General features: G+C 49.7%; 13 protein-coding genes. 9 read left to right on the top strand and 4 right to left on the bottom strand.

Features of this window, described 5'->3' with window-relative positions; translation table 11 throughout:
• On the top strand, positions 1 to 1,527 hold the full coding sequence (locus FO446_RS22785; RefSeq protein WP_237899145.1) for a tripartite tricarboxylate transporter permease: 1,527 nt from the start codon (positions 1 to 3) through the stop codon (positions 1,525 to 1,527).
• A gap of 14 nt (positions 1,528 to 1,541) precedes the next feature.
• Positions 1,542 to 2,540 (top strand): tripartite tricarboxylate transporter substrate binding protein, encoded by a 999-nt coding sequence (locus FO446_RS22780; RefSeq protein WP_237899144.1) that lies wholly within the window; start codon positions 1,542 to 1,544, stop codon positions 2,538 to 2,540.
• A gap of 57 nt (positions 2,541 to 2,597) precedes the next feature.
• On the opposite strand, the gene FO446_RS22775 is transcribed toward FO446_RS22780, so the two are convergent.
• Together FO446_RS22775 and FO446_RS22770 are read right to left on the bottom strand one after the other, a co-directional pair.
• Complete coding sequence (locus FO446_RS22775) at positions 2,598 to 3,071, bottom strand: GNAT family N-acetyltransferase (protein ID WP_221867964.1); 474 nt, start codon at positions 3,069 to 3,071, stop codon at positions 2,598 to 2,600.
• Between the two features lie 95 nt (positions 3,072 to 3,166).
• Positions 3,167 to 4,255: a DUF418 domain-containing protein gene (locus tag FO446_RS22770; RefSeq protein ID WP_237899143.1), complete on the bottom strand. Its 1,089-nt coding sequence runs from the start codon at positions 4,253 to 4,255 to the stop codon at positions 3,167 to 3,169.
• A gap of 274 nt (positions 4,256 to 4,529) precedes the next feature.
• Here FO446_RS22770 and FO446_RS22765 point away from each other — a divergent pair, with 274 nt between their 5' ends.
• The 4 genes from FO446_RS22765 (at position 4,530) to FO446_RS22750 (ending at position 7,288) form a co-directional block, all read left to right on the top strand.
• Positions 4,530 to 5,300: a 3-hydroxyacyl-CoA dehydrogenase gene (locus FO446_RS22765; protein WP_221867966.1), complete on the top strand. Its 771-nt coding sequence runs from the start codon at positions 4,530 to 4,532 to the stop codon at positions 5,298 to 5,300.
• Between the two features lie 45 nt (positions 5,301 to 5,345).
• Complete coding sequence (locus FO446_RS22760) at positions 5,346 to 5,876, top strand: MarR family winged helix-turn-helix transcriptional regulator (RefSeq protein WP_237901085.1); 531 nt, start codon at positions 5,346 to 5,348, stop codon at positions 5,874 to 5,876.
• A gap of 103 nt (positions 5,877 to 5,979) precedes the next feature.
• Positions 5,980 to 6,414, top strand: a complete 435-nt coding sequence (locus FO446_RS22755; RefSeq protein ID WP_237899140.1) for a hypothetical protein — start codon at positions 5,980 to 5,982, stop codon at positions 6,412 to 6,414.
• A 19-nt stretch (positions 6,415 to 6,433) separates the two neighbouring features.
• The gene (locus FO446_RS22750) at positions 6,434 to 7,288 is read left to right on the top strand and encodes an SDR family oxidoreductase (protein ID WP_173610173.1); all 855 of its coding nucleotides are present in this window, start codon (positions 6,434 to 6,436) and stop codon (positions 7,286 to 7,288) included.
• On the opposite strand, the gene FO446_RS22745 is transcribed toward FO446_RS22750, so the two are convergent.
• Positions 7,285 to 9,876, bottom strand: coding sequence for a winged helix-turn-helix domain-containing protein (locus tag FO446_RS22745; RefSeq protein ID WP_173610174.1), 2,592 nt, complete (start codon positions 9,874 to 9,876; stop codon positions 7,285 to 7,287). The genes FO446_RS22750 and FO446_RS22745 overlap by 4 nt on opposite strands.
• Positions 9,877 to 10,114: 238 nt before the next feature.
• Here FO446_RS22745 and FO446_RS22740 point away from each other — a divergent pair, with 238 nt between their 5' ends.
• Entirely contained in the window at positions 10,115 to 11,179 is a 1,065-nt protein-coding gene (locus FO446_RS22740) for a CapA family protein (protein WP_173610175.1), read from the top strand.
• Positions 11,180 to 11,276: 97 nt separating this feature from the next.
• The gene (locus tag FO446_RS22735; RefSeq protein ID WP_173610176.1) at positions 11,277 to 11,663 is read left to right on the top strand and encodes a VOC family protein; all 387 of its coding nucleotides are present in this window, start codon (positions 11,277 to 11,279) and stop codon (positions 11,661 to 11,663) included.
• 507 nt (positions 11,664 to 12,170) lie between these two features.
• Here the strand turns inward: FO446_RS22735 and FO446_RS22730 are convergent.
• Positions 12,171 to 12,542: a hypothetical protein gene (locus tag FO446_RS22730; protein WP_237899139.1), complete on the bottom strand. Its 372-nt coding sequence runs from the start codon at positions 12,540 to 12,542 to the stop codon at positions 12,171 to 12,173.
• Positions 12,543 to 12,659: 117 nt separating this feature from the next.
• Between FO446_RS22730 and FO446_RS22725 the strand changes: the two genes are divergently transcribed.
• Entirely contained in the window at positions 12,660 to 13,316 is a 657-nt protein-coding gene (locus FO446_RS22725) for a TetR/AcrR family transcriptional regulator (RefSeq protein WP_237899136.1), read from the top strand.
• Positions 13,317 to 13,319 lie beyond the last annotated feature (3 nt).

Genomic DNA, 13,319 nt, shown 5'->3' with positions numbered 1-13,319 from the left:
GTGCTGATCATCGAGACGTTCCAATTACTACTGGCTGGTTTTGCTTCAGCCCTCACGCCGGAGCATCTGCTCATGGCAGCACTCGGCGCTCTTATTGGCACCTTTGTAGGCGTATTGCCCGGTCTCGGTCCCACTTCTGCCATCGCGATTCTGCTTCCGGTGACAGCCGTACTGGAGCCGACACAAGGGATGATCATGCTTGCAGGGATTTATTACGGTGCCATGTACGGTGGTTCGACGACAGCGATTCTGCTCAATATCCCGGGGGAGCTATCGTCAGTCCCGACGTGTCTGGACGGCTATCCGCTCGCGAGAAAAGGGAGAGGTGGACCGGCATTGGGGATATCTGCACTGGCTTCGTTTGGTGCAGGGGTACTGGGGGTAATCGGTCTCGTCTTTTTCGCTCCGATTCTGGCAGATCAAGCATTAAAATTCGGACCGCCTGAATATTTTGCGCTGATGATTTTGGCTCTCACGCTGATGGTCAGTCTATCAGGAGGATCATTGGTCAAATCGTTTTTGATGGGGGCACTCGGCTATACGCTCGCTTTAGTTGGGCTGGGACCATCCTCAGGAATGCCGCGCTTTGATTACGGCGTCCCCGCATTGGTAGGCGGTTTTGACATGATTAGTATCATTATCGGGTTGTTTGCGATTACAGAAGTCCTCAAAGGAATTGATGAAAAACGCGCAGCTACTCTGGTTGGCAAGCCAGGCAGTGTCTACCCGAAAAAGGAAGACCTGAGAGTAAGTGCCGGGCCTATGCTGAGGGGCGGGATTGTCGGTTTTTTTCTTGGATTGCTGCCGGGCTGTTCGGCTGCGATCACGTCGTTTTTGGCGTACGATATGGAAAAAAAGCTATCGAAGCATCCCGAGAAGTTCGGTCAGGGAACGATCGAAGGGGTAGCGGCACCAGAAGCAGCGAATAATGCGACCAGCAGTGCTGGCTTCATTCCTCTGTTTTCGCTCGGAATTCCATCCTCACCGCCACTGGCGATTTTGTTGGCAGGCTTGATGATCTACGGGTTGACGCCAGGCCCTGTTTTGTTTGAACAAAATGCGAGCTTTGTCTGGACGGTCATCGCCTCGATGTTCGTGGGGAATGCGATGCTTCTCGTACTGAACCTCCCGATGGTGTGGGTGTGGGTCAAATTAACGAGGGTACCGTATGGCATCATGGCTCCAATCATCCTGATGTTCTGCACGATTGGGGCATACAGTGTGCGGAACAGCATGTTTGATGTGTGGGTAGCGTTTCTGTTTGGCGGACTTGGGTATGTTTTTTCCAAGTATAAATGGCCAGTTGTTCCGCTGGTTTTATGCTTCATTCTGGGACCTCTTCTGGAAGAATCCTTCATTCAAACGATGGCGATGGGCGCGGGTGATCTCAGTATTGTTTTGTTTCGGCCCCTATCGTTGACCATCTTACTGGTAGCTGGAGCACTCTTGATCATCTCCATGATGCTGAACCGCCGGACACAGCAACGGCTAAAAGAAGAGCGAGACCGGGGAGTAGATGTTGCGTAGGGAGGAAGAGTCATTTGAAAGGATATAAACAATGGGCGGCTGTCATGATGTCGTTGCTTTTGGCGGCAACCGTTAGCGCATGTGGAAATCAAGGTACAGCCGAGTCGGCCTATCCATCGAAGCAGGTGGAGTATATCGTGCCGTATTCTGCCGGGGGCGGAGTCGATCTCGTGGCCAGAGCGGCAGCAGATTATTTGAGCAAGGAATGGGGGCAGCCCATCGTCGTCGTCAACAAGGCGGGAGGTGGTGGGGCGGTAGGAGCGGAGTATGCTTTAAAGCAAGCCAAAAGCGATGGCTACACAGCTCTTGCTGTCAATGTATCCAATACGACGATGCTCGCTGCCGGGATGAAAACACCGCCGATTACAAACGAAGATCAAGTCTATACAGCCAGGATTGGCAAAGGGACGCTTGCTTTTGCTGTGAAAGCCGACGCGCCTTGGAAAGATTTCGCTGAATTTTCCGCGTGGGTGCGTGCGAATCCGGAGCAGTTAACATGGACTTCTGTAGGGCCAGCAGGTTTTTCCGCTTTTGGGGTAGCAGAATGGCTGGATGTGATCGGGGCTGACTTCGCCAAGACGAGAATGATCGTGACGAAAGGAGCCTCTGATTCCGTCCCGAAAGTCGCTGGAGGGCACGCGATTTTGGCGGTACATACAGTAGGAGAGATCATGCCGATGCTGCAAGCGGGCAAGGTCAAAATCCTCGCCGTATCCGGTGATACGCGAAGTCCGTTCCTTCCTGATGTCCCGACTGCGGAAGAGCAAGGCATACAAGGCTTGTCGGTTTTCTGGTGGACCGGAGTGTCTTTTGCTAAAGGAACGCCAGAGTCGGTTATCCGCAAATGGGAAGAAGCGATTGCCAAGATGGATAAGGACCCGGCCTTTTTGCAAAAGCTGAGTGAAATCCAAGTGGAGCCGGCATATGCGGCAAGTGAAGCATTTACAAAGGAAACACAGGCAGAAACGACGTACTACTTGGAATTGGCGACCAAGAAGGGCATTCGAAAATAAGGGCGACAAAAGAAAAAGGGGAGAATGGCCAGTAGCTGTTCTCCCTTTTCCATCTATCTATTTAGGTATCCGTTTTTCGTACTTGAATTTATAAAACCCATTCGCTGCGTTCGGCTCAGTCTCGCCGACTTTTTTGTAACCGCATTTCTCGTAAAAGTGTTGGTTGCGTACCGCTTCATAGCCAGTATCGAGCGTCCATTTCTTGATGTGTGGATATGCGGCCTCCATGAACTGCATAGTTTGGGTGCCGATACGCAAATTTTGTTTATCAGGATCGACATAGATGATCCCCAGCTCCAAATGCTCATGATCGACTGGAATGAGGCAAAAACCGCCGACGATCTGGTCATCCAGCAAGATCGTATAGTAATGGGCCTTTTGCATGAACAAAATATGCTGGTCAGGCTGGTCATGTCCGGCAGGGCCCTCTCCGTACTTTTGGACGTCATCTGCGAAGCAGCGAATAGCAATTTGGGTGAGTTGCTCTGCGTTCGCGGGGACAGCCTTTTTGAAAAAAACCATAGGACTCATGAGATCATCTCCAGTTCGTCTGACTACTTCGAATTTGGTGTATGAATGATTAGAAAAATTCTCCTATATAGCAGACGGATGAACCCACAGAATGGTTACCCACTTATTTTTCTCATGAAGCACTCCAACGGTCCCCGCTCGAACCAACGTCTCCATAAAAGCGAGAGCACAATGGAAAAGAGGAAGAATCCTACGGCGTAGAGCATCGCAAAAGCGAGCGATTGATTTTCGAGTCTGCCAATCAAGGCAAGGAAACTGAGTCCGACAATGATATGACTGACGTAGTGTGTCAGTGTTAGCTGACCTGTTTTTACGCATGTCTGTGTAAACCAGCTGTTTGCGAATTTTTCCGCAAAGCTGACGCACAACAGGATGATGATAACAGCGGTGCTTGAGCTGGACAGCACATAAAACAGGTTGGGTGGAACTGGTTTTGTTCCCCATAAAAATAGGGCGCTCTCGCTTCCGACAACCGGAATAAAGAGCTTGATCAACCCATACGATAAAACTTCCAAGCTGACGAACAGGGCAGTTGCCCAGCCCAACATTTTTTTGCGTACAGATCGATCAAGCAGGTTTCGTCGACCAAGCCACAGGCCGAGAAGGAAAAAGCACATCCATGGAAAAACCGGGTGATAGCCATTGTACAGCAGGTTGCGCAGGAATCCCTCGACTGTCCAAAAATCAAGGTACTGGATAAATGGTTGCCGCGGGTCCCACCCTTGCAAATAGTTAAGCGACAATTGTAGCGTTTGAGCTGTGAGCAGGATGCCGCTACAGGCGACAAGAAGTGTTTTCCCCGATACGATGAGGAGGAAGGAGGCGATAAGCATATAGACACCGTAGTAATGCAGGATGTCGCCGCTCCAACCACCGAGATAAAGCAACATCCCGGTTACAAATAAAAACAAGGAGCGCTTCCAAAGGACGTGGCGGTTAGCCTGCAAGAGGGCCGGGTCGCCTGAGGTCCTCGCTTTTTTTGTCATAAACGCAATGCCAATTCCCGCTAAAACAACGAATACAGTAGATGCTCTGCCTTGAAACAAACTGGATAAAGCGATAAGCCAGTCGGGTCCGTTATGCTCTGCGTTCAAGATGACGACGTAGTTGACGATCATCATCCCCAGCATGGCCCACGCCCTCGCAAAATCAAGACCAATGACTCTGGTAGAAGACACTTTCATCCGGGTTCTTTCCTCTCCACTTTTATTTACTTACCGGTAAGTAAAATATAGTGGGATGGATTGGAAATAGCAAGCCCTAAAATGTTGGAGATGGATAAGCCCAACTGTCCTTTGCCCGGACACATATGTCTCATACCTGTCTGGATTTGAGAACGTGCAGACTTGATTGTCACTCGCAAAAACCACGTACGATAAGGGGGAACTCGGTTGGTATCCAACTTGCAGAGCTTTTTTCTGAATGCGGATGCAAGTGCAGAGGAAGGGAGAGAATGGCTTGGATATGCGGGAAGTGGTTGCCATTGTAACGGGTGGTGCTTCCGGTTTGGGAGAAGCCGCTGTGAGGAATGTAGTTCAACACGGGGGAAAAGTAGCCATTCTTGATTTGACGGTAGAGAAGGGGCAAGCACTGGTGAATGAGCTGGGGCGCGAAAATGCTTTGTTCGTGCATACGGATGTCATGAGTGGAGTGAGTGTTAGGGAGGCAATCGATCAGGCTGCTGGCACATTCGGAACGATTCACGCTGTGGTCAACTGTGCGGGCATCAGTTTGGCACAAAAAACGCTGTCGCGAAGCGGGCCACATCCACTGGAATCTTTCAGCAAAGTTATTTCAGTCAATTTGATCGGTACTTTTAATGTTATTCGATTGGCGGTGGAACAAATGGCAGGAAACGAGCCGAACCAACAGGGGGAGCGGGGTGTCATCATCAATACCGCATCGGTGGCGGCTTTTGAAGGGCAGGTGGGGCAGGTTGCCTATAGCGCCTCCAAAGGCGGAATTGTAAGCATGACCCTGCCGCTAGCAAGAGATCTGGCTTGGTATGGCATACGCGTGATGGCGATTGCTCCGGGTCTATTTGACACGCCAATGTTCGATCAGCTCCCGCGCTCTGAAAAAGCTGCGTTGGGTGCAACTGTCCCTTTTCCCGCTCGCATGGGTGACCCGCAAGAATATGCGATGCTCGTGAACAGCATTATCACCAATCCGATGTTGAATGGAGAAACGATCCGGCTGGATGGGGCAATCAGGATGGCACCGAAATAGAGAAGACGTGTTGACAGGAAAATAGTTAGGTGCCATACTATGTCCATGACAAACCATTTAAACGGAAGAAAACAAGAAGACGCGATCCCATCGCTAATTCAATCGCAGCGCCAGATTGATCGGTATGGTCTCGATGTTGATGCACAAGCTGTACTCGTCGCCGCCAGGCTGATGGAGGCAGGAGCCAAGCTTGGGCATGCGGCCGAAATGCATTTTGCCAGATTCGGCTTATCAACGGGACGATATCGGTTATTGGCAGACCTTGAAGATAACGGAGGGGAAGTACTGCCGTCACAATTGGCAGAGCACCTGGGGGTAACACGCGCTACTGTTACCGGTCTGATCGACATCCTCGAGCGCGATGGCCTAGTCTCACGACGAGCGAGCGCAAAAGATGGCAGGCAAAAATCAGTCATTTTAACGGAGCTCGGAGCTAGCAAGCTGCGTGAAATGGCGCCTGAGCACTTTGCGAGGTTGGAAGCGATGGTCGGATTGCTCAATACCGAGGAGCGCAGTGTGTTTCTCGACCTGCTGGGCCGCGTGACACAAGGCATCTTGGCACTGACAGAAGAATAGCAAGCAGCAGGCAGTAAAACGGGCTAGGCAACTAGCCCATTTTCATCCTTATATAGTTAGGTTCCTAATTATTTTTTGAAACAGGGGAAAGGAGGTGAAAAACATGCGTAATCCTGCAAAATCGGGGTTTGTTTTATGGAGAGAGGTAATCATGGCTTATTTGTCTCCTGCGATCATGGCGAGTATTGGAGGATGGATTACCGCTGACAATGGGTTGCAAATAGGTGCATTCACCACGATTGGCGGAACATCCGCATTCATTGCCGCGCTCCTTGGACGATGGTTACAGAGCCGTGGTGTACATAAGAGCTGGGTCACCCGCACGCCTCATTTTGCGCTGGTAGCGGTTATGGGGATGACAATGGCAGTGATCGGTCTACTGGCAGCATGGCTAACAACGGAGTTACTCGTCATCTTTGCTCCCGGTGAAGCGTTGGCTTGGCTAGGTCGTGTCTGGATCGACTTCCCGCTATCAGCGATAATCGCAAGTACGTTAATCACATGGCGGTGGCGTAGTAGCAATCATAAGATGGAATGAATGACGGAGGAGATAGAATATGATCGTAGTCATGGGAGCGACAGGAACCATAGGGAGTGCACTTTTGAAACGATTGATAGAGATCGGTGTCCCAACTCGGGCATTGAGCAGAACGCCAGAAAAACTTCAGATGCGAATGGGAGATACGGTGGAAGTCGCAGCAGCGGAAGCTTCTGACCCTGAATCGTTGCGCCGGGCGTTTGCAGGTGCGAATCAGCTCTTCCTTTCCCTTTCGAACAGTCCCAATCAGGTCGAGCTGGAAACAGCGATCATTCGCATAGCAGTTGAGGCTGGAATCCAACACGTTGTGAAAATATCCAGTCCAGCCTACGACGAAAAGGCGCCAGTCGCCGTAGCGGGATGGCACCAGGAAATCGAGAGAGTTTTATCAGAATCGGGTATAAAAAGTACTGTATTGCGACCGTACGCCTTTATGCAGAATCTACTCCGTTTCGCACCGACGATCCAGTCGCAACATGTTTTCTTCGGCACGATGGGCGAAACTGCCTGCAATTTTATCGATTGCCGGGATATCGCCGATGTTGCTGCAAAGGCATTGACCCATCCTGAAAAGGCAGGTCGTGTCTACACACTGACAGGTTCTGAAGTTTTTAGCTACCCGCAAATGGCGAGCAAGCTGTCCGAGCTGCTCGACCGCCCGATTATGTACATCAACAAGGATAGCGAAGCACTCCGGCGTGATCTGATGGAGTACGGAAACATGCCGGAGTGGCTCGCCAGTCATGTCGTTGAAATTCAAGCTATGTCAGTAGCGATCCCGGAAAAGCCGACAGATGACGTATGGCGTGTCCTCGGCAGAGAACCTCGCAAGCTGGACGCTTTTCTCCATGAACATATCGAAAAGTTTCGTTAATCAACAGAGCTATTTTCTAGCAGCGAAATTTCCTGGGCTTTCAGAAGAGCTTGCGTGCGATTGGTGACACCTAGCTTGCCATATATCCGATGCAAATACACCTTGACCGTCCCAAGCGTATTCCCTAGCTCATCGGCAATCTTCTTGTTGGATGCTCCTTTGGCCAGCATGGAAAGGATGATGATTTCTTTTCCGGTTAGCGGCTCGATCAAAGGAGCCTTTCTTTTCTCCATTTTCTTAGGGAAAAGGGATAGCAGTTGATTGACATACGCAGCCGATACGGACGGACCTGGCTGTTGGGATCGTTTTTTCAAGCGAAGCTGGTAATCGTGCAGGAGGTGAGACATCGCGGTACCTTCGTCCAGAAAGCTTCGGACGTAGCAGTTGTTTCCGCCAATCAAGAGTGCCTCGTGGAGGAAAGCCAGCGCTTCTTTTTTGTTGCCACATTGCTGGTGGGCGAGCGCTTGCAGAATGGCGATGTCTACCTGACTGATCAATAGCTCCTCGCGAATACTGGATGGCTTTAGGATCGCTAAAATACGCAAGGCTTCCTGTTCCTGCTGCTGGGCGAGCAGCAGACGGACATAGGTCAAAACCTCTAATTCTCTCTGAATGCTAGGCTGATTCAAAATGGAAGGAGGAAGCTTGGACAATTCCATTTTCGCCAAAGCGATGTCCCCTTCTTGAATCGCGATGTGTGCGAGAAAGGCTTGTAATGGGTTTATCCAATACGAAGCACCCCAGCTTGCAACTGTCTCCCGTGTCTCTGAAATGATTTTTCGAGCCGCAACAAAATTCCCCTCCACTAGCTTGTGCTTGGAGTATGTCAGCGCATAGGGGACGAGCAGGCCAGGTATTTGCTTTTGCAGTGCGACCAAACGAACGCGTTGAAGATGATCGAGGCTTTCTTCCAGCCTGTTTTCCTCATACAGCCCCTCCGCCAATGCTTGAACGACATACAGATTGATCAAGGAATCCTTCCAGCCATGTGCTTCGAGTATGTCGGAGAACTGCTTGCCAACAGCCTCTGTCTGATCGGACAGCATCCCTTTTAAGCCGAATCGCGTACGCCGAATAAAGGGCTCAGTCGTGTTGTAATTAAAATGGTAAAACAACGGGCTCTCTGGCAGCACGCTTAACTGCGATGAACTGGCAATCCAGCTCTCAAAATCTCCGGTTGCAAACACTAGATTCGCTCGCACAAAAAACAGCCCGCTCAAAAACTGTTGATGCTCCGTCGAGTCTTCCAAGTTCGCAGCGCTTTTCTCCAATTGGGTGAGGGCAAGCTCTGCCCGATCCGTATAACCGCAAGCAACCAAGAGGAACACATAAATCAGGCGAAAAAGTGGTGAGAAATGGTTCGTGTGATCAGGGATGCTGTCCAGCGTTCTAAGAAAGCTGGAAAATTCGCCTCGTTGGAGCAATACCGGAATATGTTGGGCAAGGTAGCTTACAGCCAGCATGTAATCGGCAGCGGCAATCGCATGATCGATCGCTTCGTCCATCATTCCACGATCCGCATAGCTCTCACTGGCTCGCCGGTGCAACTCACGTGCTTCTCCGGGAGCTGTTTGCTCCAATTGACTGCGCAAAAAATCGGCAAACAAGTGATGATACCGATACCATGTCCCGTAATCATCCAGCGGAATTAAAAAAATGTTTTGACGGTGCAAGCGGGTCAGCATTTGTTGGCACTGGGGCAGGCTGGTCAGAGCGTGGCACACGTGAGCGTCCATTCTCGCCAGCACAGAGGTTTTGAGCAAGAAGCTGCGCTCCTCTTCCGGAAGGCGCATGATCACTTCATGAAACAAATACTCCGAAATATTCCGATGAGACCCAGTAAATCCGGCAAAAAATTGATCGTGATTCTCCGTATTCACGAGTGAAATGGCTGCGAGCTGCAAACCGGCGACCCAGCCCTCCGTACTTTTCACCAGCTGTTCTATTTGTGTTTCGGTCAGTGGTAAATCGTGAACCTGCCGGTAAAAGCTGTCCGTCTCTTGATGGCTGAAAAGGAACTGTCCCGCCTCAATGTGACATACTTCATGGCGTACGGTCCATTTGGCTGTAGGAAAAGGCAGCGTGTTGCGACTGGCGATGTACAGATGGACGTGGCTCGGGACATATTCCAAAAAATAAGCAAGACTGTTGTGAATCGTCTCATCCGAGATCACATGATAGTCATCGAGAATGATAGCAAGGGGCTGTGTCGTAGCAGCGATTTCATTGAGCAGACAATCGATGAAGGTAAAGATCGAGGTATGACTGGTTGCCTTCATGGCTGGTTCCATTCGCTCGGAGAGTTCAGCGAAGCCAGATTCAGACAGCGTAAATACGATGTATCTCCAAAAGCGAATCAGGTCATTATCCATCTCATCGAGTGAGAGCCATACGGTGGAACCGCCGTACTGATGAGCCCATTGACTGAGCAGGGTCGTCTTTCCGTAACCGGCTGGGGCGTATAGTGTGGTTAGTCTGCATTGTAGACCAGCGTCCATTTTTTGCAGCAGTCGGCTCCTATGAACGCTATTCGGCCGAACGGCGGGCATTGCTGTTTTGGTTTTCAGCATAATGGAATGATGGAGCATATTTGTACCGTCCTATGTATTAGAATCTAATGTAACCATTATACTTGTTATCGGCAATAATCGACATTTGGAAAAAGAAGGAATATTTTGACTCGAGGAGCAGGCCCCAAACCGTCATCTTTTGCGTGCCCGTCACTTTTCGGCGAGAATTTTCCACAGAAGCCAGACATGCTTCAACAGGCTTCACATCCCGCGGCTTCTAGAATGGAAGCAAAAAAGAAAAGTGGGCGAAAGAGGGATGAAGATTGGACGATGGAAACACGCTGTAATCGTGCTAACTGCAGTGATGCTCTGTGTTGCGATGGGAACAGAATCTGGCGTCGTCCAGGCGAACGGCGCAGGGGATGTGCAGGACCAGGATTCCATTCAGGTAGCGTTTGTCGGGGATATGATTTTGGATAAGAGTGTCGGGAATCAGATCGGTCGTCACGGCGTAGATTATCCGTTTCAAAAAACAGCGGATTTTCTCAAGCAGGCAGACCTGACAATTGGCAATCTGGAGACACCAGTCAGTACGCGTGGACGTCCAGAGAAAAAGGAATATACTTATCGTGCGAAGCCAGAGTCGTTGAAGGGGCTCGTGAACGCTGGCTTCGACGTGGTCAACCTGGCAAATAATCATTCGCTGGATTATGGAATGGACGCGCTCTTTGACACAATGGAGCATCTGAAAAAGGCAAAGATCGGTTACGTGGGGGCAGGGAAGAACGAGGAAGAAGCATACACTCCCTATATCCAAACAATCAAGGGAAAACGCGTGGCAGTCATCGGGATCAGCCGAGTCCTTCCAAATGAGCGTTGGTATGCGCGAAAAAACAAGCCAGGTCTGGCACATGCCTACTCGTATGAGCCGATGCTGTCCCATGTAAAAAAGGCAGTGGCGGAGTCAGATATTACAATTGCGGTCATGCACTGGAATCGGGAATATAAGGATTACCCAGAACCATATGCGCGTGAGATGGCGAAAAAGCTGATCGACAGCGGTGTGGATGCCATTGTCGGGTCGCACAGCCATTCGATTATGGGCGTTGAGTTTTATAAAAAGGCGCCGATCTACTACAGCGTAGGGAATTTTGTGTTTACCACCTCGCGCAATCCGAAAGGTCGGGAAGCCATGATGGTCCAACTGACGTTTACAAAAGACGGGAGCAAGAGCCGCGTGATCCCGGTGAAGCTCACGAATGGTCAGCCTGCTCCGATGGACGAGAAAAACAAACAGCGGATCATCGACAAGCTCAACCGCATTTCCTATGGGGCGAGTATATCCGAAAAAGGGGAGGTAACCGAGTCTAAGCCTCAATAGCGAGTCGCCGCATCATTTCTCTGCGTGTGAAACTAGTGGTTATGCATATTTGAGGAACGGGAAGAATGGAGATGTATAGCATCACGAAAAGGAGTGATTGTCAGTGCAAGCTATCACTACGTTTTTCATGTTCCACGGACAGGCGGAAGAAGCGATGAAGTTTTACACTTCTATTTTTGATCGCTCCGAAATCAAGCAGATCATGCATCACGAGAATGGACAAGTCCTGCACGCCACCTTCACCTTAAAAGACCAAACCTTCATGTGTATCGACAATACGAACGGTGACTATCATGCCTTTACTCCGGCGATTTCGTTGTTTGTGGACTGCGATACAGAGGAAGAGGTTGACAGGGTTTTTGGACAGCTTTCCTCGGATGGACAAGTACTCATGCCGCTTGGACAATATCCGTTCAGTGAAAAGTTCGGATGGGTTCAAGATCGTTACGGAATATCATGGCAGATTCATTTACCGAAAAGATGATATTTGTAAAGCCGGTACACCTCTTGGTACCGGCTTTTTTCGTTTTTATGAAGTAGCTGTAGTGGGAGGAAGAAGCGAATTTCCAGTCTACGCTTCGGCCTATGCTCTGCAAGGGGTATCACTGTCCGCTTCGGAACGCGCTTCAAACCTGAAAACGCGCAGGCGTTTTTGTATGTAATAAAAGCTGAAATTACCCGCCATTTTTTCCTACGCTGGGGCGGGCTCCAGAGGCGCTTGGACTGGAAATTTGCTTCTTCCGGCGTAGCTATTCGTTAAATCGTTGAAAGTGGTTCTAAGATGTTTTATTTTCAACCGAATTTTCTTTTAGAAGCTTCCGTGCGTTAACTTGAAAAACGTTTTAAGCACACGAAGGAATCCACTGCTGTTCGAAAGTCCTGTCACATGTTTGGAAGGAGACCGCCCGAACGTAGAGAGGATATAGGCGACTGGAAAACATGTGGCAGGGCTTCTCCCGACCACAACAGATGGAATATAGTGTCTTTTTGTCTACATCGTCATCAACTGACGAAAACTACGACGATAGCTCCACAACAAATACACTTCCAATATCGCGACCATCAGTCCCATAGCGAGCATATCGGAATCGACAAACAGGTGGAACGTCAAGATGTTGACAGCAAGAGGAGCAGTGGCGGTAAGGGCCAGTGGGACGAAGTGGTTAGTCAGGAACAGCAATCCACAGATGATTTCGACGGTTTTGACCAAAACGAGCAGGTACCCTTGCAAAAGCTTCATGGCAGCAGGACTGGTTGGAAAGATAGGCTCGAATCCAAACAAGACCATGTACCCATTCACACCTGCTCCAAGCAAAATCAATCCAAGGATGATACGGGCGAATACGGGCAAAGTCCGTGTCATCAGGCATCACTTCCTTGTGGTGGAATAGGGATGATGAAGTCTTCGAGGAAAGTATAACTCCGCTTTGACCACCTGGTCAATAAGCGTTATGATAGGAAAAAGAAGAACGGAGAGAAGGTGACGGACATACAAGGAATTTGGCAGGACGAAAATTTGGAGCCGAACAAGCGAAAGCTGTTGGATGCGGCCCTTGTTGAATTTTCCGTGAAAGGCTATGAACGAGGCTCCACCAATCAAATCGTGCAGAACGCAGGCGTATCAAAGGGGATGCTGTTCCACTTTTTCGGGAGTAAAAAGGGACTGTTTCTAGCGATTGTCGATGCTTGTATCGAACGTTTTTTTGCCTCTATACAAGCACGAATGGAAGCAGAGCCGCAGGACTTTTTTGCGCGATTTCTTCACGTCCATCAAGCGAAAATGGCGCTCTTCGCCGAGGAACCAGCTATTTATCAAATGGCAGTTGCGACCTTTTTCGATTATCCCGAGGAATGCCGGGCTGAGATCGAAGACAGAGAAGCCCAGTTCAATGCGCGATATCTTCCCTTGTTTTTGGATCATGTCGATACATCAATGATCAAAGCGCAGTTTGATCCACAGAAGGCGCTACATTTTTTGCTGTCGGCTGTAGAGGCATTGACGCAAAAGTATGTCCGCGAAAACTACGAAGCCAGCGACAAAGGCTTTGCACATGTCCAATCCTTTTTTGCGGAATTAGAATCGTATATGGAAATGATGAAAGTAGGGCTGTACAAACAATCAGACAGTGGAGCATAAAGG

It is taken from the genome of Brevibacillus brevis (assembly GCF_022026395.1).
GTDB lineage: Bacteria > Bacillota > Bacilli > Brevibacillales > Brevibacillaceae > Brevibacillus.
Note: the sequence above shows the minus strand (reverse complement) of the source record. Positions and strands in the feature narration are given on the sequence as shown.

Bases quoted from the DNA above. Each gene is read 5' to 3' on its own strand.
- FO446_RS22775 (WP_221867964.1), bottom strand. From the start codon at position 3,071: ATGAGTCCTATGGTTTTTTTCAAAAAGGCTGTCCCCGCGAACGCAGAG.
- FO446_RS22770 (WP_237899143.1), bottom strand. From the start codon at position 4,255: ATGAAAGTGTCTTCTACCAGAGTCATTGGTCTTGATTTTGCGAGGGCG.
- FO446_RS22760 (WP_237901085.1), top strand. From the start codon at position 5,346: ATGACAAACCATTTAAACGGAAGAAAACAAGAAGACGCGATCCCATCG.
- FO446_RS22755 (WP_237899140.1), top strand. From the start codon at position 5,980: ATGCGTAATCCTGCAAAATCGGGGTTTGTTTTATGGAGAGAGGTAATC.
- FO446_RS22750 (WP_173610173.1), top strand. From the start codon at position 6,434: ATGATCGTAGTCATGGGAGCGACAGGAACCATAGGGAGTGCACTTTTG.
- FO446_RS22745 (WP_173610174.1), bottom strand. From the start codon at position 9,876: ATGCTCCATCATTCCATTATGCTGAAAACCAAAACAGCAATGCCCGCC.
- FO446_RS22740 (WP_173610175.1), top strand. From the start codon at position 10,115: ATGAAGATTGGACGATGGAAACACGCTGTAATCGTGCTAACTGCAGTG.
- FO446_RS22730 (WP_237899139.1), bottom strand. From the start codon at position 12,542: ATGACACGGACTTTGCCCGTATTCGCCCGTATCATCCTTGGATTGATT.